Origin of the sequence: Francisella opportunistica (genome assembly GCF_003347135.1) — a bacterium.
Lineage (GTDB): Bacteria > Pseudomonadota > Gammaproteobacteria > Francisellales > Francisellaceae > Francisella > Francisella opportunistica.
Genome location: NZ_CP022377.1, coordinates 1722155 through 1748378 on the forward strand (window position 1 = coordinate 1722155; position 26224 = coordinate 1748378).

Consider the following 26224-nt stretch of genomic DNA (forward strand, 5'->3'; position numbering starts at 1 on the left):
CCTCAATAAAATCAATACTTATAGTGAAACGCTGAAATAAATTCAGCATGACATTTTTATATGTAGTTAGCTGTAGTAAAGTTATTGATTCTGTCGTAATCTGGCAACTATAGCTATGTTAACTGGAAGATGAATAAAACATATGTTAAATATAAAGAAGAATGGGGTTATTTATAGGATCATCATGAGGTGAATGAATAAAATTTGGCGGTTTCAATTTTGAGTTAAAGGTTTTCAATTTTCTTAGCATTTACTGCACGATAGTAAATAGATTTACTTATACTCATTATTGAGAGATTCGCAGTCATGGTTTTAACTTTCTCATAGCCAATTTGATAACTTTAACACTTACCCAACCCACTTCCTAGCATTTCTAAACATTCTCATCCATACAGAATACTCATCATACTCTGCTGGGATATATGAGTTTGTAATCGCTCTATAAACACGCTCCGGATGTGGCATCATCGCAAGTACACGACCACCTAATGCTGTTACAGCTGTTAGACCAGCTATTGCACCATTTGGATTGTATGGATACATCTCTGTAGCTTTGCCTTGCCCATCAATATATTTAAGAGCTATTTGTGAGCTTGACAGCATAGCTTGTTGTTGCGTCTCATTTTCAAATAGTGGACGACCCTCGCCATGGGCTACAGCTATTGGCGCTTTTGTGCCTGCCATATCAGCAAACCAAATAGAGTCAGATTCTTGAATCTCAACCATAGAAACTCTAGCCTCAAACTGCTCTGATTTATTCTTGATAAATATCGGCCAGTTTTCAGCACCTTTGATTAGTGATTTAAGCTGTGCAAGCATTTGACAACCATTACATACACCAAGTGCCAATGTATCATCACGACCAAAGAAGTGACTGAACTCATCTTTTAGCCTATCTGTAAAGAGAATATTTTTCGCCCAGCCACCGCCAGCACCCAAAACATCACCATATGAGAAACCACCACAAGTGACTAAAACTTTAAAATCATCAAGTGTAATTCTACCAGCATGTAAGTCTGACATATGCACATCATGAGCCTCAAAGCCAGCTGTAGTAAATGCTGCTGCCATTTCAACTTGGCCGTTGACACCTTGCTCTCTTAGGATTGCAACTTTTGGCTTCTCAACATTGATAAACTTCGCTGTGATATCTTCCTCAATATCAAATGTAGCCTCAACATGGATACCTTTATCAGTAGCATTTAGGATACTATCAAACTCTTGTTTAGCACATTCGCTATTATCACGAATTGACTGGATCTGGTAAGAAGTCTCTGCCCACCACCTTTGTAAGTTTACACGCATATTTGAGTATATTTTTTCAGCATTTACAAAAATATTTATCTCATCACTAGAATTTAGCTTAGCTATTGCACACAGGTGGATTTGCTTATCTTTAAATAGCGCTTCAACTAATGCAATATCATTATTTCTTACTTGGATTACAACACCGATTTCTTCCGCGAAGAGTTTTTCTAGTATAGATTGAGATTCCGGATCGGAGTCCGAAATGAGAGAAGCTTTTTGAGTTTGTAGCTGAATATCTAAACCTTTACGTCCAGCAAAAGACATCTCTACTAAAGTAGCAAAAACACCACCATCAGAGACATCATGATATGCGAGGATTTTGTTTTGTGCTTTGAGCTTAGTGATATTTTCAAACAATACTTTTAGCTTACTTGGCTCAACATCAGGAGCTACATTACCAATCTGGCTATAAGCTTGTGCTAAACATGAAGCACCTAATCTACCAGCTCCATTTGATAAATCAATATGTAAAAGAGTTGTATCACTACTATCAGCTAAAACTGGTGTAAGAGTCTTACGTGCATTAGCTACAGGTGAGAAACCTGAAATCACTAATGATAATGGTGATGTTACAGATTTTTCTTGCCCATTGTCAGCCCATTTAGTTTTCATCGACATTGAGTCTTTACCGACTGGTATTGCAATGCCAAGCTCTGGGGCAAATTCCATACCGACTGCTTTGACAGTTTCGTATAACTTTTGGTTTTCATCACCTTGGTTTGCAGCAACCATCCAATTCGCTGAAAGGCGAATATCGCTTAACTTTTCAATATCAGCAGCTAGTAAATTTGTCACTGCTTCTGCGATTGCTAGTCTACCTGAAGCAGCAGCATTTATTGTAGCTACTGGTGTTTTCTCACCCATTGCCATAGCTTCACCGGCTTGGCTATCGACAGTAGCAGTGGTTACAGCACAGTCAGACACTGGTACTTGCCATGGGCCAACCATCTGATCACGCGCTACCATACCGCTGATACTTCTATCACCAATTGTGATAAGAAAAGATTTAGAAGCTACAGCCGGTACTTTTAGCACTCGCTCAATTGCATCATCAAGCTTGAGAGTACTTGTATCAAAAGCATCTTGCTCAACTTTGACCGTTTTGACATCAATATGCATTTGCGGAGTATTACCAAATAATAACCCCATTGGTAAATCAACTGGCTTATTATCAAAATACTCATCATTAAGTGTGATATGTTTTTCTGAAATAGCCTCACCAACTATAGCAAATGGACATCTCTCGCGTTGACAAAGCTGCGCAAAAAGCTCAAGATTCTCTGGCTCAACTGATAATACATATCTTTCTTGAGACTCATTTGACCAAATTTCTAATGGAGAAAGTCCCTCTTCACCAACATTTACTTTTCTAAGCTCAAAGTGACCACCAACCCCACCATCTTTGACAAGCTCTGGAAAGGCGTTTGAAATCCCACCAGCACCAACATCATGGATAAAGGTAATTGGGTTTTTCTCTGCCATTTGCCAACACCTATCAATTACCTCTTGGCAACGGCGCTCCATCTCGGCATTATCACGCTGTACTGAAGCAAAGTCTAGCTCTGAGTTTGCCTCCGATGAAACTACTGACGATGCTGCACCACCACCTAGACCAATCCGCATTGCTGGACCACCAAGACAGATTAGCTTAGCACCAACTTTGATATCGCCTTTTTCAACATGCATTCTTTTGATATTACCCATACCACCAGCAATCATAATTGGCTTATGGTAGCCAAACATCTCTTTACCTCTAGAGGTATTTGCCTCTTGCTCAAAAGTACGGAAATAACCATTTAGATTTGGACGGCCAAATTCATTTGAGTAATGTGCTCCCCCGATAGGTGCTTCAAGCATTATCTGTAATGATGTCACGATATGATTAGGCTTACCGTACTTGTTTGTTTCCCAAGCTTGTTCAAAACCTGGAATATTTAGATTTGAAACTGTAAAACCTGTCAAACCTGCCTTTGGTTTAGCTCCAAGACCTGTTGCGCCCTCATCACGAATCTCGCCACCAACGCCAGTTGCTGAACCACTAAATGGTGCAATAGCTGTTGGGTGATTATGTGTCTCAACTTTCATCAAGATATCAACTTCTTCTTGGTGGAAGTTATAAATGCCTGTTTGCGTATTTGAGTAGAACCTTTGCGCTGTTGTGCCCTCTATCACAGCAGCATTATCCTTGTAAGCAGAGAGTACTCCTTGTGGAGATTTCTCGGTTGTATTTCGAATCATCTTAAACAATGATTTATCTTGCTCTTGGCCATCGATTGTCCACTTAGCATTGAAGATTTTATGCCTACAATGCTCTGAGTTAGCTTGCGCAAACATATACAACTCTGTATCTGTTGGATTTCTGCCTAGCTTAGTATATTCAGTTGTTAGATATGCTATCTCTTGCTCACTAAGTGCTAGACCAAGCTTTTTATCAGCATCCTTGATAGCCTGCTGACCATTTTCTAAGATATTGACAAATTCTAATGCTTTAGGAGTTCTAGTTTCAAATAGTCGTTGTAAATCCTCTTTTGATGAAAAAATTTCTTCAACCATACGATCATAGACAAGATTTTGCATAGCTTGTAATTCTTGTACTGATACCTGACCCTCAATACCAAATACAATCGCACGCTCTACTCTCTTAACAGTATTAATTCCAGTATTACGGATAATATCAGTTGCTTTTGATGACCATGGTGAAATCGTACCAACTCTTGGTGCTGTGATAAAAGTATGTCCTTTTGGTTGCGCTAAGCCATACTCTCTATTGTAGTTAAGTAGAGATTTAATAATCTGCTCTTGCTTATTGTTAAGCTCCTGATCAATTTCAACAACATGGATATATTGCGCTGCTATTGACTCAACCTTACTAGATATTTTTTTAGCAGCTGCTAAAATCTTTTCTCTTCTAAAAGGAGATAATGCACTTAAACCTTCATAAATTCTAATCATTAGCTATCAAACCCTTTATATTTTTTTTCTAATTCTTTTAACTCTTTTCGATGTTTCTCTAACGCATCTAGATAAGCGTCATCAACATCACCTGTAATATAATTACCAGAGAAAACACTATCCTCAAACTCTCTAATCTTAGGATTTTGTTTTTGAATAATTTCTTTTAGATCCTCTAATGGTAAATATATCAACCCATCTACACCAATCCACTGACGAATCTCTTCTAGGGTCTTACCATGAGCAATTAAATCTGACTTAACTGGCATATCAATACCATAAACATTTGGATAACGAACTGCCGGAGATACCGAAGCAAGATAAACAGATTTAGCACCTAAATCTCTAATCATCTCAATAATACGCTTTGATGTTGTACCACGCACAATAGAGTCATCGACAAGTAGAACATTTTTATCCTTAAACTCTGCTGGAATAGGGTTTAGTTTTCTTCTGACAAAATTCTTTCTATCAACTGATTCAGGCATAATAAATGTTCTACCAACATAGCGGTTCTTAACAAAGCCTTCACGATACTCGACACCTAGTGCTGTCGCAATCTCTTGTGCAGAGGCTCTACCTGTCTCTGGTACTGGGATAACAATATCGATATCCTTATCTTTCCATGCATCTTTGATTCTCTTGCTTAAAACTTTACCAGCATCAACACGCGCTTGATAAACACTTACACCATTCATAATACTATCTGGTCGAGCAAAGTAGACATATTCAAATAAACACGGTGCTAGTACTGGTTTTTTTGCACAGACTTCAGAGTGAACTTTTCTGTCTTCAGTAATTATTATCACCTCACCAGGCTCAACATCACGCAATACCTTAAATCCCGAAATATCTAAAGCAACGCTCTCACTAGCAACCATATAGGCTTTATCGCCATTATCGTACTCTTTAAAGCCAAGCACAAGTGGACGAATACCATAAGGATCTCTAAAAGCAATTAAACCAAAATCTGCTATCATCGCTGTGCAAGCGTAACCACCTTTGACATGTTCAAAGACGAACTCACATGCTTTATAAACAGCCTCTGGAGTTGCAGAACCTTTTGATTTATTCATACCACAAGCAAAAAAGTTGAGTAATAATTCAGAATCCGAACTTGTATTAAGATGGCGTCTTTCGATATCATGAAGCATCTGTGCAAGCTCTGGAACATTAGTCAGATTACCATTATGCGCAAAGACTATACCATGAGGGTTATTTACATAAAAGGGTTGGCTATCAGCAGCGCCTAAACTACCTGCAGTAGGATACCTTACATGACCAATACCCATATTGCCTTTTGATTTCTCTAATTTCTCATCTGTAAACACATCACTTACTAGCCCTGTATTCTTACGGATAAAAAAGTGTCCTTGATCCATAGTTGCAATACCTGCAGCGTCTTGACCTCTATGTTGCAAAAGACTTAAACCATAAAATAACGCATAACTAACCTGATCTGGTCCAGCGACTCCAATTACTCCACACATAAGCTACCGACTACTCTTATTATAAATTAATTATTAACAAACAATATTATAACAATATTTAACACGATAAATTAATCAAAATTATCTAAAACGCTAATGCGCAAAACTACTCCTTTTTAATGCTTTTGTCTTTTCCTCTAATGAACCAATCACCGCGACTAAATCTTTAATCATCAATTGTGCCAAGTCATAGCTAAAGCCTCTTCTGACTAGCACGCGCATAACCACTAGCTCTTGGCTATTCATTGGCATTGTGTAAGCCACTATTTGCCAACCTTTAGCACAGATTTCCTCAGCCATATCAAACAAACTATAGTCTTTAGTTGCATTTAGTGCCATAATCTCCTCCCTAGAACTGTATCTGCTTAAATTTAAAATCTACTATCTCAAATAGGTTGATTTTCGTAGCGACAATATTCTTACAACATATTGAAACTATTGATTCATCATATGAAAATGACACAAAATCGCTTGGATAACTATTACTAAGCCATGAGTTATTGATTTTGCTGAAATTAGCACTGCTCAAGCCTTTTGCTATTCCAAGTGAATTTCTTTTTACTTGAGATTCTTTGAGTGTCCATAAAGTATAGAAATCCTGAGGTGGATTATCACTAATAGTTAACTCGTAGCATTCTAATTCACTAAAGTAACGCTGTGCGATCCTAACAATGTTTCGTCTAGCTGATATCTTTTCAATATCTACACCAATCTCTTGATCAGCAACGGCAATTATAAGCTTTGTCAGTGTATGACTAATATTAAAAAAAACAGCGTTATCTTTTAGATAAGGTTTAGCATGCTGATTTATAAAAACTGGTGATGCAATATGATAAAACTCTTCTAAAACAAAATAGCGAATAAACTGCGAAAATATTTTTTGCTTGCTTGTAAGGCGAGGTAAATCTATATTTCTGCTAGAAAGCCATAATTTAAGGTGCTCAGCTTTATATTTCTCAAAATCTAAAATAAAAGCCGAGACTTGAGACATCAAACTAATTACTCCGTCGCAATCTGCGATATTATATCTGTGGTTCCTAAAATACTATTTATGTATTCAACATCTTTGTATGTTAAGCTTCCTTGTAACTGTTTTAAATTAACATAATCTTCAACATAGTTAAATATAGCATCTGCAAATGATAACTGTGCTTGGACAAGTATTGTCTGACGGTTAAGCAAGTCAACGATTGTTTGGGTACCTGCTTCAAAGCCTTCTAATATCGCTTTTACAGAAGCTATACCTGAATATACAGATTTTCTAAAAGCTTCAATTCTAACTGCATCAAGGACAACAGTTTGAAACGCCTCTACTGTACTAGCATAAACTTCCCTCTTAGTTTGTAGTAAAGCGTAGTTGGCCGCTTGGCTATCATAACTAGCCTGCTTAAGTTGCGCATAATCAGAACCGCCTCTTAATAAATTCCAACTAACCTCGCCACCGATATTAGCAACATCATATTTAGTTGGGATCTCAGCTATTTGTGCTGGTGAACCAGAAAGAGCATTACGAGACATCATTATGCCACCGGTTAAATTAGCTTTAGGGAAAAAGTTACCCCATTGAATACCAACACCCTGTTGTGCTGCTTCGTATTCAAATTTTTTCTGTGCAATATCTAGATTATACTTATCAGCTGTATTTAACCAATAGTTAATGTCATTAGGGACCGGATTACCAAACTCAGTATCTTTTGATATATATAAAATCGAACTTATACGTTTACCAATAAGTTTAGCCATCACAGCTTTTGCATTAATAAAATTTCTTTGGGCATTAACTCTATCAGCGATTGCTTGACGGTATTGTGCATCTGTAGTTTTAAAATCAGCATACGAAACCATACCCGAGTTATACTGATACTTCTGTGTCAAATATAACTTTTTGTTCCAAGCTTCGTTAGCAAACTGAAATTGTAGTGCCTGTTCTGCTCTTAGCAGCTCAAAATATGCAGTAACCGTATTAGTTATAAGCGTCTGTTCAGCTTTAGCATAAATCATTGCATATGATTTTTGCAAATATGTTGCTTGGGTATATGTCTTCCATTTACTCCAATCAAAGAGAACCTGAGAACCACTAAAATTTACCACATTTGCAGTGTCATTAACTCTACCGCCGAACTGATTATACAAGTCTCTTCTAAGGTTATAATTAAAATCAATCTGTGGTAATAATGCACCTAATGCTGTCGGTACAGTCTCAACATTTGCCGCAAAAGTTGATCTTGCTGCTTGATAATCAGCGTTATGTTCAGCAGCTAGTTTATAGATATCAACTAAACTATAGTATTTATCCTCAGTATCACCGACCATCGCAACTTCATCAGCTTTTTTAAGGTTATAGAATCTATTACCTTGTTTAATCTGATCAGCTTTGGCGTATTGTTTTTCGACACTATACGGATTTTCAGCAACATCAGTACCTATAGGTCTTCCTGCATAGTTATACTCAGGAATAGGGGTATTTACTTTAGCTAAAGCTAGACAAAAACCAAAAAAACCTAAGAGGTATAATGTTAACCTTTTCATAATACTCTTTACTTATTGTATGTATTAAAAAGAAAACTTTTTTCGTAAGTTTGTTTTGGTGTTTTAGTTATCAAGTAAGCTTTATCACATATAGCTGTTCTGACAACAAATATTAGCCTACCTCCGGTCTCAAGAAGACCTAATAAAGACTCATCAATTTCATCATCTGTGAGAACATTTGCTATATATATACAATTATATTTTTTAGCATTTTTGATAATATTAGTTATGTGTTCGGCACTGTTAAACTCAACGTTATATATATCAATGTTTGCCAATTGACGTCTTGCTAAAGCTAGTCTTTGCTCATCATAATCAACAAGCTCAACACTCTTACATAGCTTAGCTATTAAGGCTACAGTATAACCACTTTCCAAACCAAGCTTTAAGACATTATCACTAGCTTTGATAGCTAATGCCTCTATAAGCTTAGCTGTAAACATTGGGCTTCTTAATTCTTTTTCGCCTATGACTAAATTTGTGTCGCAATAAGCTAAACTTTGAAGCTCTCTCGGTAAAAAAATTTCTCTAGGAATATCTGCCATAACTTTAGCAACACCATCTAAAGAAAGTCCTTCCGTAAGAACTTGTTGCTTTACCATATTTTCTCTAGCAAGCTCAAAATTCATATTAGATCCTATTAAATTTAAGAAGTAAATTTCATCTACTATTTAGACAAAAGATAATATCATAATACCACAGCAAAAGGAACCTTACTACTTTTTGCTTTGAGTTATTATTTATAAGCTGCTTTCTAATAGAAAATAAATAACAGCTGTTGCAATTGGACTAACCCAAAACCTGTTGGCTTATATCTTTACCAGCTTGAGTGCTCACATAACTCGCTATGGATTATAAAGCCCTTATACTAACTTATTTTAATAATTGTAATATCCTCAAGACCTTTGCTTTTTTGTTTAATTTGATTAAAAAATAAATCTTTATAGACAAACAATAAAAAGTTAAAATATTTAAAGTAAATCAATCATCTTCTAAAAATTAAATTAACAAATACTAAATCAAAGGATATAAATACAAATGAAAAGACCTGAATTACTATCTCCTGCAGGTACACTAAAGGCGATGCGCTATGCTTTTGCATATGGAGCAGATGCTGTATATATCGGCCAGCCCAGATATAGTCTAAGAGCAAGAAATAATGAGTTTTCAAAACTAGAAACTCTTGAGACAGCAATTACTGAAGCTCACGCTCAAGGCAAAAAGATAATGCTTGCAAATAATATCGCACCGCATAATGCAAAAATTAAAACTTACATAAAAGATATAACTCCAGTAATAGCTCTTAAGCCTGATGCGATGATTATGTCTGATCCAGGAATGATAATGCTTGTTAGGGAACATTTCCCAGATCAAGAGATACATCTATCAGTACAAGCAAATACAGTAAATTATCAAACTGTTAGATTCTGGCAAAAATTTGGTATTAAGCGTGTTGTGCTTTCAAGAGAGTTATCACTAAAAGAGATTGCCGAGATTAAAGAGCATTGTCCAGATATGGAGATTGAAACATTTGTTCACGGCTCCCTTTGTATGGCTTACTCTGGCAGATGTTTACTCTCAGGATATTATAGCCATAGAGATCCTAACCAAGGTGTTTGTAATAACGCTTGTCGTAATAGCTATAAAGTTGCCGAAGCAAAACAAAACGAATGGGGTGATTTTGAACCAGTACAAACACAATCTACTTTAGGTATTGGAACACCATCTGATAAAGTTGTCTTGATAGAAAATGATAAAGAGCCTGGTCAATATAACCCCATGTTTGAGGATGAGCATGGCACTTATATTATGAACTCAAAGGACCTGCGTGCAATACAACATGTAGAAACTATGATAAAAATAGGAATTGACTGCTTTAAAATTGAGGGACGAACTAAATCATTCTTCTATGCAGCAAGAACAGCTCAACTTTATGACCAAGCAATCAAAGATGCTCTAGCCGGTAAACCTTTTGATATGAAACTAATGGATAAGCTTGAAGGTCTTGCACACAGAGGTTATACAGAAGGCTTCTATCGTCGCCATGTTCATGATGAGTACCAAAAATATGATAATTCTGATTCACGTAGCTCTACACAACAATTTGTTGGTGAAATCACAAACTTTGATGAACATACTGGTTACGCTGATGTCAATGTCCGCAACAAAATCAAGATTGGTGATAGTATTGAACTAATGTTACCATCTGGTAGCCGTGAAATTATCCTAGATAATATGCAAGGTAAGGATGGCAAACATCTGGAAGAAGCAAAAGGTAGCGGCTATCAAGCTAAGATAAAGTTTGATAATGTTACAGCTGAAGATATGAAGTTTGCTTTAATGATTAAAAATAAAACCCAGAGTGTCTAGAATACTTGTTGCTTAAAATTCAAGATTGATTAATAATTTTATCTACTATTTGCTTTTATCCTTTATCAAAAACAATAATACAAAACATAAAATTGACATAATAATCATTGTAATTGCAATTGGCAGAGAGCTAGTAGCTGGAAATAACATTGCTATACTTCCTATAACTCCACTAATAGCAAACTCCATAGTTCCAAATAACGCTGCAGCAACACCTGCTATTTCATAAAAAGGTTCCATACTACCACTTGCTCCAGTACCTGCAGTAAGTGCACAACCAAATGTTGCTAAAAAACATGGAGCAAAAAATCCCCACAAGCTTAATCCCCATATTTCATAAATACTTAATGATAAGATACCTGCAGCAAAAACACATGCAACTCCTAACAAAGCTGTTTTGTAAACACCTAACGCATTAACTATAATGCCTGCGAATAAAGAACCTATCAAAAATGCTAATCCTGCTGAACCAAATACCACATATATCTCAGATATTGGATAACCTAAATAATTGATAATATACGGTGTCATCGAAAATAGTATAAAAAACGAAGACATTCCAGATACAGCTGCTAATGAATATGCCCAAAATTGTAGCGATTTTGCTACATATAGATATCTTGCAAAGACATTCCAAGACATTTTTTTACGCCTTTCGACAGGCAAACTCTCTTTGACAAATATCACCACTATCAAAAATGCTACAATTGCTAACCCTGTAAGGAATACAAATGCTGATTGCCAATGAAAATGGATAGCCAGTTGCACGCCTATTAAAGGTCCTATAATAGGAGAGACTGATATAATCGCATTTATAAAACTATAGACCATCGAGCTTGTTTTACCTGAAAAGGCATCGCGAATAATTGCAAAAGCACAAACAGACAAACCACAGCAGCCTAACCCCTGCACTACTCTAGAAGCTATCAAAAACTCTATATTACTCGATAAAGCACAAAGAACAGAGCCTATAACAAACAATATTGCAGATAATAGAATAACTCTAAATCTACCAAGCTGGTCAGATAAAGGTCCCAAGAAAAGCTGCCCGACACCTGTCACGATCAAAAATAAAGATAATGTCACTTGCACCATCTGCTGAGTTGTATGTAGAGCTTCACGCATATCAGGTAGAACAGGCATATATACATCCATAGCTAATGCAAAAGCAAAAACCATAGGACCTAAGATAAGAATAGTCTTTAATGGAGAATATTTCCACATAAGAAACACCTCTTTATTTTATTATTAAATAGCAGATTATTATAACAGAATATTATAAATATGTTACTGATTTAGTACACTTAGTTTGATAAAGCTATAAGCTTGGCTTATTTTTATTAACTCTATAACTGAGAATGTTATAATAGCTGTTATTCAAATAGTTTTATCCAAATATAATGTACAAAAATATTATACTATTTTTATCAATCATCCTGCTACCAATACTGTCATTTGCAAAAGATAAAGAAACACTAAGTGCCATCAGTGTTAATGCGGTTAACCACCCTTTAGCAATAGCGGCTATTGTAGTATTTATTTTAGCTTACCTACTGGTGATGTCAGAGGATTTTACTAAACTAAACAAATCAAAACCTGTAATTATTGCTGCTGGGATAATCTGGATTCTAGTAGCTATTGTTGGTGAGTCTGTGGGTGCTGATAATATTGTTCATAGTAATTTCAACCATATTATGACAGAGTATGGTGAGCTGTTACTTTTCTTATTGGTTGCTATGGCATATATCAATTTAATGGAAGATAGAAATGTCTTTGCCAAACTAAAAAGTTCTCTTTTACGCGCTGGTTTTGGCTATTTAGCAACTTTTTGGCTTACCGGTATAATTGCATTTTTCTTATCGGCTGTTGCTGATAACTTAACTACGGCTTTAGTTATGAGTACTGTTGTGATATCTATCGGTAAAGATAATAAAAAGTTTATAACCATGGCTTGTGTGAATGTCGTAGTTGCAGCAAATGCTGGTGGTGCGTTTTCACCATTTGGTGATATTACCACGCTTATGGTTTGGCAAACAGGAGTTATCAAGTTTACTGAATTCTTTGCAATATTTTTACCTTCCCTTGTCAACTTCTTGGTTCCTGCTATTATTATGAGTTTTTTTATACCAAAAATGGAAACTCAGTCAATCATCGAAGAAAAGATTGAACTTAAGCGCGGCGCTATTCCAGTAATAATATTATTTATCCTGACAATAGCTACAGCTGTATCATTTGAACATATGCTTCATCTCCCACCATCGCTAGGAATGATGACAGGTTTTGGCTATGTAATGATATATAACTACTTCTATGGTCTAAAAATAGCTCATGAAAATAAAAATCCACAAGGTCATAAAATGCCACCACATGCTTTTGATATTTTCGATAAAGTTAAAGAAGCAGAATGGGATACTTTACTATTCTTTTATGGCATTTTAGTCTCCGTACAAGGCCTTGCTGCGCTTGGCTACTTAGGTATTGCTTCTCAATATATCTACTCAGATATGCAGTCGATAGCTCCAACTTTATTTTCAGCGCATACTCAAGCAAATACTATAATTGGTATACTCTCAGCTATTATTGATAACATCCCTGTTATGTTTGCGGTATTAAGCATGAATCCGACTATGGAACATGCTCAATGGCTGTTAATCACACTTACCGCTGGTGTTGGCGGTAGTTTATTGGCTATTGGATCTGCTGCTGGTGTTGCCGTAATGGGTAAATCTAAAGGTAAATATACTTTTGTCGGACATCTAAAATGGACTTGGGCTATTGCTCTAGGCTACTTTGCTAGTATTATTGTCCATCTTTTAATCAATCACTAGTAAGTTCGATAACTTTATCATGATATGCTTTGACTCTGTCATTATGACTAACTGAAATATAAGCTAGACCTTTATCTTTAAGTAGCTGATAGATTTTTTTCTCTGCTTTTGCATCTATATTAGAAGTTGCCTCATCAAGTAAAATCAAATCATAATCTTTAGTAAATATTTTACAAAGTCGTAGCTTCTGCTGTTCCCCAGAAGATAGGATATTCTTCCACTCATGGATAGAGTTTATAAATTTAGCCAAATAGCCTATATCCAAGGAATCAAGTATAGCTTTGAATTCAATATCCGTTGGAATATTAGCAAAATGTGGATAAAACACTGCTCTTTTAAAATCATCCTTAGGGAAATATGGGAGCTGTGGTAAAAAAATTATCCTAGGTACTTTGTTAAAGATTATTTTACCAACAAAATTATTACTATGGCCATTTACAACTCTTAGTAAACTCGTTTTACCTATACCTATTCGCCCATGGATAAATAGCCCTTCTCCTTTGTCTAATGAGAAAGTTATATTTTTAAGCAAAATTCCATCTTGTTTAATTATAGTTATATTTTGTAGAGTTATTAAAGCTTGATGCTGGTAATCTATTATTCTATTGTTATCCTGCTGTTGTGAAGTTTGCGTTGATTTCTTAAGTTCAGAAAGCCTACTAACATTAGTTCTTAACTCAGCTAAATTCTCATACCAAAAAACCAGAAATAACATTGGAGAAATGACACTGTAAAACGCTGACTGCACCTGCATAATTTGTCCAAAACTAATGCTTTTAGCAAAATAGCGTGGTAATGCGAGAATTATTCCTGCCAAAGAATATATTTGCACAAAAAAACTTCTAACGATATCTATTTTTGCCTTACGGAATGTAACCTTATAAAAATTATCAACAACCTTATTAAAATTCTTTCTTGATAGAACATATTCTCTTTTTTCAGACTTATTATCATAAATGGAGTTTTTATTGTTTCTAACTACAGATAGTCCATATCTAAAGTCTGCTTCATATTTCTGCTGGCTATATAAAAGCTCTTTTAAAGGCTTACCCACCCTAAAAACAGCCCAGACATTTATTATTCCTAAAAATATCGCAACCCAAAAAAGATAACCATAGATATTAAAATCATAACCATATAACGACAAGGATAATACCCCTGACAATCCCCACAAAATAAAAGAGAAAGAAGCTAATGTTGAGACACTGTGGATAATTGTCAAAAACATGTTCTTTGAGAGAACAATAAGCTGCTGTATATCGTAACTAATGCGTTCCTCAGGATTATCATAAATAGTGGCACAACTTAGATAACTTTTAGAATTAAGCCAATTACTAACATAGTTCTCAGTCATTGGTTTACGCATAAAAATTACCAGATACTGACCACAGAAGTACGCCAAAAAGCTATTTAACAACATAGCTGAAGTAATTCCAGCAAATATTATTAGTTGTCGTAATAGTATTTGCTTGTCATATTGCTCTACAGCATTGTAGAAGGCAACATACCAATGGTTTAAATAAACACTTAAACCAACACTAGTAAACTCAAACACTACACATATAGCCAAGATTAGTAAAGCTATTAAGCCTGCTTTAGACCTCCAAAAATCTCTAGATACCAGCCAGTAATTTCTAAAAAAATCTCTCATCTATTCTGCTTTATATGGAACTGATATCACTACTCTAGTAGCAGTTTTGTCATCTTTTTTATCCATTGCTGCTATAGCTAATTTAACCATACGCGAATTTTGGTTATGTAACAAAAAGTGCCACCATTTTGTATTTACAACTTCTGGAATTATTACCACAGAATAACCTCGTTCTGGGTCTCTTAGATCATTTTTACGCAAAATTTGTAATACTGGAGTTATAAATGAGTTATATACAGGTCGCATTATCAAGAGTTTTTCTTTGAAAGCCAAGTTTTTCCACTCGATTTTGATTTTTTCAATTTTTTGCTGATTTGCCGAAACAAAAACTGGGGTTATATCATCAGATAAGTTTCTTGCTAAACTTAGTGCCTCTATTGTACCACGGTGAATACGTGAGACTAATAGAATTATTTTTGGCTTAAGATTTTCATGTACACAAGCATTTACAACTGCCTCATCAACACTTAATGCTAGATTATGCTCTCTTCTTATATAATGTGTTTTTATTCCATATAGGCCATACATGATAATTGCTATCGCAATTATTACAATCCAAACTCCCTCAAAAAACTTACTCTCAACAATTGTAATTAATACTACAAATGTAGCAACACAGCCAAATGCATTTATAAACGCTCTAATCCCCCAGCTTCTATATGTACGCTTATTTCTATACCAATACTTAACCAAACCTGCTTGACAAAGTGTAAATGCAATAAAAACACCAAAAGCATATAATGGTATCAAGCGGCTGACTTTTGCATCAAATATCACAACCAAAATTGCTGATAAGATAGTTAGCATTATAATGCCATTTCTAAATGCAAATCTATCACCGACACGCTGAAGCTGCTCAGGAAGGTAGTTATCCTTACTCATAATCGAAGCTAAAACAGGAAAGCCAGTAAAACAGGTGTTTGCAGCCATAAGTAGAATCAAACATGTAGATGCTTGTAAAAAATAATATAAAAAGCCATTGCCTAAAACTTGATGCGCAACTTGCGATAGGACACTTTCTGAAAAGCCTGGTAATATTTTTGTTTTTGCAGCAATAAAAGTAACTCCAGCAAACATCAATATGGATAAGAATGTCATCAATAACAAACCAATTATTGATTTGGCTAAGATTGGAGATTTGTAAGCTGAAACTCCATTTGCATATGATTCAATACCTGTTAACGCAGCACTACCTGATGAAAAAGCACGCAATACAAGAGTTATACTCAAAACACCCATTGAAGCTTGCATATGATCAATTTGATTCTGCGTATATGCAAATGTTGGTAAAAAGTTATGACTATACTGATATATTCCTACAATTATCAAGATAATGATCGAAACAATAAACATATATGTTGGCCAGATAAAAATTTTTGCTGTAGATTTAATCCCCCGAAGGTTTATAATCATCAGAAGTGCCAAAAGACCTAAAGCTAATCTAACACTATAATCATCTAAAGCAGGCAAAGCCGAACTAATCGCCACGGCTGCTGTAGAAACAGAAACTGCCACTGTAAGAATATAATCAATAATAAGGGATGCCGAAGTTAATAGCAAAAGCTTTTCATTAAAGTGTGTTTTAACTATTGAGTATGAACCGCCACCCTCTGGATGAGCGCGTATAACTTGAGCATACGAAAAACCCATCAATAATATCAGCAATATCACCATTAACGCTACTTCAATCGAGTATTGCGTAACAGCTGCTGCTCCGGCGGTTGCCAAAACTATAAATACCTCTCCGGTAGCATAAGATACAGAGGATAACGCATTTGAAGAAAGTATTGCAAAACCAGCAAACAAACCTATTTTTTGCTCTTGTTGTTTTGCATTAGGAATTGGTGAACCAAATATAAGATTTTTTATTTTCATCTATATTTACTCTTGCTTTTGTAAAAACTCATTAAGTTTTTTAGCTAACTCATCTGTTCCTTTTTTCATAGCTGCTGCTATTGTATAGTAATTACCTTGATAACCTACCTGCTCAACGAACTCTTGGCATTTTTCTTCTACTTTATCCGTAAGTAAATCAATTTTGTTGATAACTAAAAACCTTGGCTTATCAAATAACTCTTGACTATACTTTTCCAGCTCTTTCTCGACAGCAAAATAATTCTCAACAGGATCAGACTCATTAAACGGACAAATATCAACAACATGCAATACACATCTAGCTCGAGTTAGGTGCTTTAAAAACCTAAGGCCAAGTCCAGCGCCTTCAGCAGCTCCCTCAATTACTCCTGGGATATCTGCCATCACAAAACTATCTACACCAACTTTGACAACCCCTAAATGAGGATACATTGTTGTAAATGGATAATCAGCAACTTTTGGTGTTGCTGCAGATACTGAGCGAATTAGGGTTGACTTACCGGCATTTGGCAAACCTAACAAAGCAACATCTGCTAATAGATTAAGCTCTAAACGAACCTCTTTGTACTCACCTTCTTCACCCAAAGTGAACTTTCTCGGTGCTTGGTTTGTACTACTTTTAAAGTGTGTATTACCAATACCTCTTTTCCCACCTGAGACTAGCTTAAAAGTTTGTCCATGTTGTAGCACTTCGCCGGTTTTTTTATTTGTATCTATATCAAAAACACTAGTACCAACAGGCACTATTAGATATAAATCTTCGCCAGCTTTACCATAGCAATTACGCCCCTCACCAGGACGACCATTTTCAGCATAATATTCTCTCTTATAACGGTAATCAATCAGGGTATTTACATTTTCATCAGCTTTTAGATAAATACTGCCACCATTACCACCATCACCACCATCAGGGCCCCCACGTGGAACATATTTTTCACGACGAAAGCTAACACAACCATTGCCACCTTTTCCTGCTTGAAGCTTAATTACTACTTCATCTACAAATCTCATATTACTAAAATCTTATATTATAAAAATGCTAATCATACATTATATATGTTCTAGCTCAAATTATCATCGACTATTTAAAAGCCACTAAAAGGATTAATATCAAAACACAAATTAAAAATCTCGAAAAATATTACAATGCTACCCATAGATATCACATACAGGTTTGAATAGGAGACTTTAAGATCGAATTTTCTACTTAGGAACGAGGGCGTATAAACAAATATTATCACTGCAAATATTGCTGCATATTGTAAAGCTAAAATAAAACCACGCGGATAAAAGACAGTAAAAATCAGTGGCGGGATAAAACATACCAAGCCCAAAGCTAGATTACCTATTTGTCTATCATAACGTGTAAACAAATCGCGAATATAATGCATTAATGAAATACCAACACCAATAAAAGATGTAATAATCGCTATATGAATAAATGTATTTAGCCCAACCTCTAAAAGCCCAGAACCTGACACCTCTCTAATCTCTGCTGCCAACCCTGCTGGAGTATTATTACCAGAGCTAAATATGTTTTGATAGCTATGTAACCCTTGCTGTGGAATAAGTGCTAAAGCCAAAAGTATCCAGATAATATAAATCAGCAGCACACTTAGACTGCCAATAAGAATACTTTTTTTAATCTTGTTAATATCACCTTTTTGATATTCATAAATAACTGGAATTATATTATGAAACCCAAATGATGGTAATAAAGTCGGCCAAGCAAAAATAAACGCTGATAAGCTAAGAGGCGGTCTACTTAAGTATTGTGGATTTATATAAAACAACATAATAACCACAGCGATCGCAAAAAATAAAAATTTAACTAACACAAAAAATCTATTTGCATAGTCACTGACTCTGTAGCTAAACATTAGTGCACCAAAAATTAGTGTAAAGATAATAGCAGATAACCCAACTTGAGTTTTATTAGAATTATCTAGGCTAGTTATAGCACTTACAAGAGATGAGCCTTGTGTGGTGTATGCAGACATTAAAGAGTACAACAATAACAAATAAATAATACTAAAAAATATCAAATATCCTTTTGATACTTGTGATTGCATCATCGATGTAAAATTGACACCTAACGGATACTTAGCACAAACACTTAGTAGTTTAAGCGCGGTTATATACATCACACTCCAAGATAATATTAAAAGGATTATTGCCATTGTAAAGCCACACGATGCAACTATCAAAGGTAGCGATAGCATACCTGCACCAATTGTCGTACCTATTATCAAAAAAACTGAACCAATAGATCTAGAATTCATATATCAATTATATTTTTTGCTAAACGCTATGAATAATAACGCTATTTTAACAACTAAGCAAATAATGCTGACTTCCATAACGAAATTTTCCTATAATAACCTTAATTAAAACCACTATTAATTGCTATGGATTTATTTTCAAAATTACTCCAAGTAAAATACTTTGAGTTTAGTTCTAAATGTGGTGAAAAATCCCTAACTGGCTGGAAGGGTTATGGTCACGGAACTGTTACAGTACAACAGAATAATAATAGTATATGTTTCAAAGAAAGCGGCTCTTTAAAACTTAATATCTCCGACAAAGTTTTAAATATCTCTAATGAATATATCTGGCAAAGTATTGATAGTAATCTCATAAGCCTATCTCATGCGCGCTTTGGTTATAATAACCTTGTCAAACTTTTTGATCTAATACGCATAGATGATAATTTATGGCAAAACCAGCAAGTTCATGTTTGTATTGATGATCTATATTCTGCTATTATAGAAATTTTTACAGATCAAATTAAACTTAAGTGGCAGATATCAGGACCTAAAAAAGACGAATTAATAATTTATAAATATAGCTTATAAGATATTAACAAAGGTTATTTTAATAATTGCAAATAGGAGGAAGGCTAAGATAGGTTTTTTAGTCATATTATTTAAATTACCAAGAGTTATATTGTTAGGTAAAAACTTCAGTCTAAGATCGTTAAATTTATAGCACAATTATAAGCTAATAAGAGAGAAAATGTCATTCTACAAATTTGATCTTAGAATCACACAAATAAAAATATTAAACTTTCGATCAATCTCATATTTCATAAAACTTAATCAGAGACAGCAAAGCGATAACCTATAGCGTTTTCTGTGATTATTAAAGGTTGTTTTTTACAAGCAGATAATTTTTTCCTTAATTGACCAATATATACCCTTAAATACTGTGCACCATCGCCATAGCATTCACCCCAAACTTCTTTTAGAATAGTATTTTGCATCACTAACTTACCAGCATGACTTACTAGACAAGCTAAAATCAAAAACTCTTTTTTTGATAAATGAATATCTTGATTATTCAAACTAACCTTATGATCATTAAGATCTATCTTTAGATTTGCAAAAGTATAAATATTATCAGCTTCAGTTTGTTTTTTTAGCAGAGGATTTAGTTGCCTTTTGACTCTAGCAATAAGCTCAAGCATATCAAAAGGCTTTTTGATATAGTCATTAGCACCATTCTCGAGTGCTTTTACAACCTCTTCGGTGTCATTACGCGCTGAAACCACTATTATAGGAATCTCATTATGTCTGCGTGTGGATTTTAGCCATTCTTGACCATCTTGGTCAGGAAGTCCAAGATCAAGAATAACAACATCTGGATGATACTCTCCTAAAAGCTTTGTCGCATTACCAGCTGTAGCGACAATCTCAACATCGTAGCCTAGAACTAAAAAAGTTTTTTCTAAAAGTCTTTTAATCTGTGGCTCATCCTCTACTATTAGTATTTTTTTTATCATCCTATCTATATTAAATTTAGTTATATTGTGATTGTTTGAAAACTATTTCACACTTGACTTTAAAGGTAGCGTGATTTTGAAAACACTGCCTTTACCCTCGCCATCACTATACACTCTTATCTTACCATTATGTGCCGCTACTATACCCTTACATATAGCCAAACCTAAACCATTACCATGAGTATAACTATCTCTTTTTTCAATTCTATGGAATATTGTAAATATTTTTTCCATATCTGACTCTCTTAAGCCAATGCCTTTATCTTGAACTTCAAAAAGACAGAATGCTGCTTTTTTTCTCTTAAGAGTAATTATAATCTCTTTTTCAAAGTCACAGGTAAATTTAACTGCATTATCAATCAGATTAAGAATTACCTGTTGAAATAAAACTGGATCAAGCTCAATATCAAATGGCTCCTTAGGTACTATAAATTTAAACTTCTGCTTATTATATACTCTTGCGCAAGTTTCTTTTATTTCTGTAAGGAAAAGATTACTGTTGACAATTTGGCTATTTAATGAAAGCTTCCCTGAATCAACCTTGAGCATTTGAATTATATTATCAATATAGCTATCAAGCCTTTTTGACTCTGTTAGAGCTAAATCTAACAACTCACCCTGCTGCTCTGGGTTAAACGAATCCTTATAAGACTTAATACTACTTAATGCCCCCATTATAGAAGCTAACGGGGTTTTAAGATCATGTGAAACTGAAGATAACATCGATTTTTGTAAGCGTCTTTGCTCATCAAGAAGCAGAGATTTTTTTTCTTCTTTTTCGAGATTTCTTTTCAAAAGAATATGTGAGATATGTGAAAGCATACTACTTAAAATAACACTATCCGTAGTTATGCGCTCCACTGCTAATTCAGAACTTAAATATATTGCTATCACTCCTAGCACGCGATTTTCTATTACTAGTGGCTCTACTGCCCAGTCTAGACCAGCAAAAGTATTAGTACCTTTCCCGCAGCTATCTTTATATTTAAAACTCCATTTAGCAGCAGCTAATTCTTTTTGATTAAAATTTGGATGCTGTGGAAAAGCTGCTGAGTCAAGCTCACTACCTGAAACACTTAGAAAAACAAAATCACACTTAAAATATTCCTCCAAAGCAGGCAAAAATACTGAGCGTAGATCTTTGTCTAAACTCTTTTCATTAAACATTTTTGTAAAGCGATATAGCACTGAGATATTATTTTCACGCTCTTTTAAGAGAGTAAAAGCTCTTTTGGTTCTTAGGATCACATGACTAGAGAATATAACTATAGTCATAAAGAAAGTAAATGTAATTATCCCTGCTAAGCTAGAAATATGAAAAACAAAATTTGGCTCTAAGTAGAGATAGATATACAAAATGAGTCCAACCAATGAAGATATTATCGATGGTATCAAACCATATCTATAAGCACAGGCCGCTAAAACCATCAGAAAACATAAAGTTTGTGAAACTAGTCCTGCAATACTAAGACTAAAAAATATAAATATACCCGAAACTGCTGTTATTAATGCAGATTTTATTACATCAACAACCAGATCTTTTGGCTTAATTTTACTATGGCGTGGCTGCTCCTGAATCTTGTGCTCTTTTTTATTTATCGAAACAATATGTACTTGCATACCATTATTATTACGGATAATATCGTATACGACAGAACCAAAAAGCTTATCTTTCCATTTTGAACGTATCGATTTACCAATTACTAAATCAGTTGCACCTATTGTTCTTGCATACTCTAATATACTATCTGAAAGCTTGTCACCAAGAATATGATCAATATTATAACCAAGACTACTTGCCAACATTTTATAGCGTCTAATAACACTAAAATTAAGCTTAGTTGCAACTTTATTAGGTTTTTGTACAAAAACTGCTATTAACCTAGCATTTAGTGTCGTTGCTAAGAGCTTACCCTTGCGTAGCAAGCTAGGAGTTGCTTCATCATAGCCACAACATACTAGTACATATGGTGAGGTTGCTATAGCACTACCATGTTGGTAGAGTTTCCTATACTGCTGGATATCTTGACCGACATGATTAGCAGCCATCCTAAAAGTATAATCTCTAAGTATAGTTAGATTTGTATATTGAAAATACCTTTCTAATGCTCTATCAATTGCATCACTTTTATATACCTTACCTTGCTTAAGTCTTTTAATTAGCTCTTCTGGACTTACATCAACTACAACCAGCTCATCAGCTGATTGGATGAAATCATTTGGGACAATCTCATTTACATTAGCTTGTGTAAGTTGCGTAACCTCATAAGATAAGCTGGCAATATGTTGAATATTAATTGCTGTATAAACCGAGATACCCTCATCAAGAAGTTCTTCAATATCGATGTACCTTTTCTTATTTCGTGATGTCGGCAAATTTGAATGAGGCAGTTCATCAATAATCACAACATCAGGTCTTCTAGCTTTTATTGCATCGATATCTAGCTCCTCGAATACTCTGCCACGATAAGTTACTTTCTTAAGAGGCATAATCTCAAGTCCCTCTAGTAGCGCTTGTGTATCAGCTCTGCCATGACTTACAAGTAATCCAACCACAACATCTTTATTATCTTTCTGTAAAGCTCGAGCATTATTAAGCATCGCATAACTTTTACCGACGCCAGGAGCATAACCAAGAAAGATCTTTAACTTACCTTTTTTAGACTCTTGGCTTTTATTAGCTAAATTTAGTAGAGCATCTACTTTTTGTTGATTATCCATTGAAACCCCAATAAGAATTTTTTGCAAACAATGAAAAATATCTCGAGGATAAGATTATAACAGAAAACTAACTAATTAGTTACTTGTACCTAATACTTGATAATTATTTCTCTTTATTAATAAGCTTCATAACATCAATGTTCAAGTTTAAAACATTAACTGTGTCAACATTGAACGCATGTTTTTTTGTATTAGCTTGTATCAACTTAGTTACTTGCTCAAGAGAAATATTATTTTGCTTTGCTACATATGTTGCCTGATACATTGCAGACTGTAGGCTTATATCAGGATCAACTCCACTACCTGATGCAAAAACCAAATCTGCAGGGATAGGCTTAGTACCATATTTAGCTTGTAGATCTTTTATTCTTTGTTGGACATCTTGCAATTGTTTTTGGTTATTAACTGCATAATTAGTACCACCTGTAGCTAGCGGATTATATTCCGATGCCGAAGGTCTAGTTTGAAACAAATTAGCTGGCATATTCTGTCCAATCAACTCAGACCCTACTAGCTTACCATTATAGTAAGTCTGAGATCCTGTAGCTTGGTTATTTGCAAAAGTATAGCCTAGCGCCATTATAAAAAATGGGTAAATCAAACCAAGTAATACCGTAAAGAAAAGCATTGCAATAAAAGATTTAAGTAGATTTTTCATAGTATAACCCCCTCACCTAAACCAAGTGCATAGCTGTAATAAGCATATCTATAAGCTTAATACCTATAAAAGGTACTATTGCACCACCGACACCGTAGTAGAGTAAATTTCTACGCAATAAAGTCTGCGATGATGCTACTACATTTTTTACACCAACTAGAGCCATTGGTATCAAAAATATGATAATCAATGCATTAAATATAACTGCAGAAAGTATCGCGCTTGTTGATGAATGCAGCCCCATAAAGTTAAGCGCACCAAGGCTAGGAAAAGCAGTCACAAATAAAGCAGGGATCACCACAAAATATTTTGCAATATCATTAGTTATACTAAATGTTGTCAATGCTCCTCTGGTTACTAGTATTTGCTTACCAATTTTGACTATTTCTATAATCTTCTTCGGATCTGAATCTAGATCAACCATATTACCTGCTTCTCTAGCTGCAGAGGTACCTGTTGCCATAGCAATACCAACATCAGCTTGGGCAAGAGCTGGAGCATCATTTGTACCGTCACCACACATTGCTACTGTTTTACCCTCTTTTTGTGCTTTGATTATAAAATCTAGCTTATCTTGAGGAGAAGCTTGAGCAACAAAATCATCAACCCCTGCTTCAGCAGCTATCGCAGCCGCTGTTAATGGATTATCTCCTGTTATCATAACAGTTTGTACACCCATCTTACGCAATTCTTCAAAACGCTCTTTAATTCGCGGTTTTATGATATCTTTAAGATGAATCACACCTAGTAATTTATCTTTTTGAGCAACTGCTAGAGGAGTACCTCCTTGTTCGGATATTTGTTCAGTAACTTTTCTAAACATATTTACTAAGCCACTATCAAGCTTATCTTTTAGATAGTTTTCTATTGATGATATCGCACCTTTTCTTACCTCTAAGCCTTGATAATCAATACCACTCATCCTTGTATAAGCTGAGAATGGGATAATCTCAGCTTGAGAAATATCTACATCTTTTGAATTAAAGTTAAAACGCTGCTCTGCTAACTTAACTATAGATTTACCTTCGGGAGTCTCATCAACCAGAGAACTTAACCAAGCAGCATACGCTAACTCTTCAGGAGAAGTTGCTCCTAGTGGAATAAAATCGGTCGCAAAACGATTACCTAGCGTTATCGTCCCTGTTTTATCTAAAAGCAATAAATCAATGTTGCCCGAAGATTCAACAGCTCTTCCAGATAGTGCAACGACATTAAATTTTAAAAGCCTATCCATACCAGATATACCAATTGCTGAAAGTAAACCTGCTATTGTAGTTGGAATAAGTGTTACAAATAACGCTATTAAAACTACTGCTGATAATACTGTATTACTATACATCGCCATCCCATATAAAGAGCAGATAGCAAATATAAAGATTAAAGTTAACCCTGATAATAATATAGTTAGCGCAATCTCATTTGGTGATTTAAGACGCTTAGCTCCCTCAACTAGATCTATCATCTTATCAAGGAAACTCTCACCTGGGTTAGATGTAACTCTTACTTTGATACTATCTGAAAGAACCTTTGTACCAGTAGTTACAGCAGAATTATCAGAACCGGCCTCTTTGACAACTGGTTCAGATTCACCTGTAATTGCAGACTCATCAATAGTTGCCATACCCTCTATGACATCACCATCACAAGGTATCAGAGTATTTGCTTCAACAATAACTCTATCACCTATTTTAAGACTCTCAGCATCAACTTTTGTGACACTACCATCCTCTTCTATTCTTAAGGCAAAAAGTTTAGATTTAGCAGCTTTAAGCGTATCTGCTTGGGCCTTACCTCTACCTTCTGCAATCCCTTCAGCGAAGTTGGCAAATAAAATAGTAAACCATAACCATATAACAACCTGTAATGTGAAGCCAATATTCTGAACTTCGATGATTTCTGAGACTAAATATAATGTACACAGAATAGTAACTACTTCAACACAAAACATTACAGGGTTTTTGATCATCTGACGAGGATCACATTTTGTAAAAGATTTCTTTATAGCAGGAACTACAAGCTCTTTTGACAATAAATTAGGAGATTTTCTTGTACTCATAATTT

The 26224-nt window shown here is 34.9% G+C and carries 17 protein-coding genes and 1 pseudogene; 3 read left to right on the forward strand and 15 right to left on the reverse strand.

Annotation, left to right across the window (positions count from 1 at the left end):
* Window positions 1–348: 348 nt before the first annotated feature.
* The 6 genes and pseudogenes from purL to CGC45_RS08470 all read right to left on the reverse strand — a co-directional run bounded on the left by purL (window position 349) and on the right by CGC45_RS08470 (window position 8908).
* Window positions 349–4260: a phosphoribosylformylglycinamidine synthase gene (purL, locus tag CGC45_RS08445; protein ID WP_071629845.1), complete on the reverse strand. Its 3912-nt coding sequence runs from the start codon at window positions 4258–4260 to the stop codon at window positions 349–351.
* The gene (purF, locus tag CGC45_RS08450; protein WP_071629846.1) at window positions 4260–5750 is read right to left on the reverse strand and encodes an amidophosphoribosyltransferase; all 1491 of its coding nucleotides are present in this window, start codon (window positions 5748–5750) and stop codon (window positions 4260–4262) included. Before purF ends, purL begins: the two co-directional genes overlap by 1 nt.
* Window positions 5751–5843: 93 nt before the next feature.
* Window positions 5844–6086, reverse strand: a pseudogene (locus CGC45_RS08455) (glutamate decarboxylase); the annotation flags it as partial.
* Window positions 6087–6099: 13 nt separating this feature from the next.
* Entirely contained in the window at window positions 6100–6741 is a 642-nt protein-coding gene (locus CGC45_RS08460; protein ID WP_071629847.1) for a 4'-phosphopantetheinyl transferase family protein, read from the reverse strand.
* Window positions 6742–6749: 8 nt separating this feature from the next.
* Entirely contained in the window at window positions 6750–8279 is a 1530-nt protein-coding gene (tolC, locus tag CGC45_RS08465; RefSeq protein WP_071629848.1) for an outer membrane channel protein TolC, read from the reverse strand.
* Window positions 8280–8287: 8 nt separating this feature from the next.
* Window positions 8288–8908 (reverse strand): protein-L-isoaspartate O-methyltransferase family protein, encoded by a 621-nt coding sequence (locus tag CGC45_RS08470; protein ID WP_071629849.1) that lies wholly within the window; start codon window positions 8906–8908, stop codon window positions 8288–8290.
* A 409-nt stretch (window positions 8909–9317) separates the two neighbouring features.
* On the opposite strand from CGC45_RS08470, the gene trhP reads away from it, so the two are divergent.
* Window positions 9318–10649 (forward strand): prephenate-dependent tRNA uridine(34) hydroxylase TrhP, encoded by a 1332-nt coding sequence (gene trhP, locus CGC45_RS08475; protein ID WP_071629850.1) that lies wholly within the window; start codon window positions 9318–9320, stop codon window positions 10647–10649.
* A 45-nt stretch (window positions 10650–10694) separates the two neighbouring features.
* On the opposite strand, the gene CGC45_RS08480 is transcribed toward trhP, so the two are convergent.
* On the reverse strand, window positions 10695–11873 hold the full coding sequence (locus CGC45_RS08480; protein WP_071629851.1) for a multidrug effflux MFS transporter: 1179 nt from the start codon (window positions 11871–11873) through the stop codon (window positions 10695–10697).
* Window positions 11874–12049: 176 nt separating this feature from the next.
* Between CGC45_RS08480 and nhaD the strand changes: the two genes are divergently transcribed.
* Entirely contained in the window at window positions 12050–13477 is a 1428-nt protein-coding gene (gene nhaD / locus CGC45_RS08485) for a sodium:proton antiporter NhaD (RefSeq protein ID WP_071629852.1), read from the forward strand.
* On the opposite strand, the gene CGC45_RS08490 is transcribed toward nhaD, so the two are convergent.
* The 4 genes from CGC45_RS08490 to CGC45_RS08505 all read right to left on the reverse strand — a co-directional run bounded on the left by CGC45_RS08490 (window position 13467) and on the right by CGC45_RS08505 (window position 19285).
* The gene (locus tag CGC45_RS08490) at window positions 13467–15128 is read right to left on the reverse strand and encodes an ABC transporter ATP-binding protein/permease (RefSeq protein WP_071629853.1); all 1662 of its coding nucleotides are present in this window, start codon (window positions 15126–15128) and stop codon (window positions 13467–13469) included. The two genes, nhaD and CGC45_RS08490, sit on opposite strands and share 11 nt — an antisense overlap.
* A complete protein-coding gene (locus tag CGC45_RS08495; RefSeq protein WP_071629854.1) occupies window positions 15129–17003 on the reverse strand; it encodes an APC family permease in 1875 nt (624 codons plus the stop codon).
* A gap of 6 nt (window positions 17004–17009) precedes the next feature.
* Window positions 17010–18014, reverse strand: coding sequence for an Obg family GTPase CgtA (gene cgtA / locus CGC45_RS08500; RefSeq protein WP_071629855.1), 1005 nt, complete (start codon window positions 18012–18014; stop codon window positions 17010–17012).
* 74 nt (window positions 18015–18088) lie between these two features.
* Window positions 18089–19285 carry an amino acid permease gene (locus CGC45_RS08505; RefSeq protein ID WP_071629856.1) on the reverse strand — a complete coding sequence of 399 codons (1197 nt, stop codon included), beginning with the start codon at window positions 19283–19285 and terminating at the stop codon, window positions 18089–18091.
* A gap of 126 nt (window positions 19286–19411) precedes the next feature.
* Between CGC45_RS08505 and CGC45_RS08510 the strand changes: the two genes are divergently transcribed.
* Window positions 19412–19858: a DUF6314 family protein gene (locus CGC45_RS08510; RefSeq protein WP_071629857.1), complete on the forward strand. Its 447-nt coding sequence runs from the start codon at window positions 19412–19414 to the stop codon at window positions 19856–19858.
* Window positions 19859–20097: 239 nt separating this feature from the next.
* Here the strand turns inward: CGC45_RS08510 and CGC45_RS08515 are convergent, their stop codons facing one another.
* From CGC45_RS08515 to kdpB, 4 genes are all read right to left on the reverse strand, one after another.
* Complete coding sequence (locus CGC45_RS08515) at window positions 20098–20784, reverse strand: response regulator transcription factor (RefSeq protein WP_071629858.1); 687 nt, start codon at window positions 20782–20784, stop codon at window positions 20098–20100.
* Window positions 20785–20826: 42 nt separating this feature from the next.
* The gene (locus CGC45_RS08520) at window positions 20827–23505 is read right to left on the reverse strand and encodes an ATP-binding protein (RefSeq protein WP_071629859.1); all 2679 of its coding nucleotides are present in this window, start codon (window positions 23503–23505) and stop codon (window positions 20827–20829) included.
* A 103-nt stretch (window positions 23506–23608) separates the two neighbouring features.
* Window positions 23609–24163 (reverse strand): potassium-transporting ATPase subunit C, encoded by a 555-nt coding sequence (locus CGC45_RS08525; protein ID WP_071629860.1) that lies wholly within the window; start codon window positions 24161–24163, stop codon window positions 23609–23611.
* A gap of 16 nt (window positions 24164–24179) precedes the next feature.
* A complete protein-coding gene (kdpB, locus tag CGC45_RS08530) occupies window positions 24180–26219 on the reverse strand; it encodes a potassium-transporting ATPase subunit KdpB (RefSeq protein ID WP_071629861.1) in 2040 nt (679 codons plus the stop codon).
* Window positions 26220–26224: the final 5 nt, after the last annotated feature.

What these genes read in the sequence shown, in the direction of transcription:
- cgtA (WP_071629855.1), bottom strand. Translation starts at nt 18,014, where the DNA reads ATGAGATTTGTAGATGAAGTAGTAATTAAGCTTCAAGCAGGAAAAGGT.
- CGC45_RS08495 (WP_071629854.1), bottom strand. Translation starts at nt 17,003, where the DNA reads ATGAAAATAAAAAATCTTATATTTGGTTCACCAATTCCTAATGCAAAA.
- CGC45_RS08510 (WP_071629857.1), top strand. Translation starts at nt 19,412, where the DNA reads ATGGATTTATTTTCAAAATTACTCCAAGTAAAATACTTTGAGTTTAGT.
- kdpB (WP_071629861.1), bottom strand. Translation starts at nt 26,219, where the DNA reads ATGAGTACAAGAAAATCTCCTAATTTATTGTCAAAAGAGCTTGTAGTT.
- tolC (WP_071629848.1), bottom strand. Translation starts at nt 8,279, where the DNA reads ATGAAAAGGTTAACATTATACCTCTTAGGTTTTTTTGGTTTTTGTCTA.
- CGC45_RS08520 (WP_071629859.1), bottom strand. Translation starts at nt 23,505, where the DNA reads ATGGATAATCAACAAAAAGTAGATGCTCTACTAAATTTAGCTAATAAA.
- trhP (WP_071629850.1), top strand. Translation starts at nt 9,318, where the DNA reads ATGAAAAGACCTGAATTACTATCTCCTGCAGGTACACTAAAGGCGATG.
- CGC45_RS08460 (WP_071629847.1), bottom strand. Translation starts at nt 6,741, where the DNA reads ATGTCTCAAGTCTCGGCTTTTATTTTAGATTTTGAGAAATATAAAGCT.
- purF (WP_071629846.1), bottom strand. Translation starts at nt 5,750, where the DNA reads ATGTGTGGAGTAATTGGAGTCGCTGGACCAGATCAGGTTAGTTATGCG.
- CGC45_RS08470 (WP_071629849.1), bottom strand. Translation starts at nt 8,908, where the DNA reads ATGAATTTTGAGCTTGCTAGAGAAAATATGGTAAAGCAACAAGTTCTT.
- CGC45_RS08525 (WP_071629860.1), bottom strand. Translation starts at nt 24,163, where the DNA reads ATGAAAAATCTACTTAAATCTTTTATTGCAATGCTTTTCTTTACGGTA.
- purL (WP_071629845.1), bottom strand. Translation starts at nt 4,260, where the DNA reads ATGATTAGAATTTATGAAGGTTTAAGTGCATTATCTCCTTTTAGAAGA.
- CGC45_RS08505 (WP_071629856.1), bottom strand. Translation starts at nt 19,285, where the DNA reads ATGAATTCTAGATCTATTGGTTCAGTTTTTTTGATAATAGGTACGACA.
- CGC45_RS08490 (WP_071629853.1), bottom strand. Translation starts at nt 15,128, where the DNA reads ATGAGAGATTTTTTTAGAAATTACTGGCTGGTATCTAGAGATTTTTGG.
- nhaD (WP_071629852.1), top strand. Translation starts at nt 12,050, where the DNA reads ATGTACAAAAATATTATACTATTTTTATCAATCATCCTGCTACCAATA.
- CGC45_RS08515 (WP_071629858.1), bottom strand. Translation starts at nt 20,784, where the DNA reads ATGATAAAAAAAATACTAATAGTAGAGGATGAGCCACAGATTAAAAGA.
- CGC45_RS08480 (WP_071629851.1), bottom strand. Translation starts at nt 11,873, where the DNA reads ATGTGGAAATATTCTCCATTAAAGACTATTCTTATCTTAGGTCCTATG.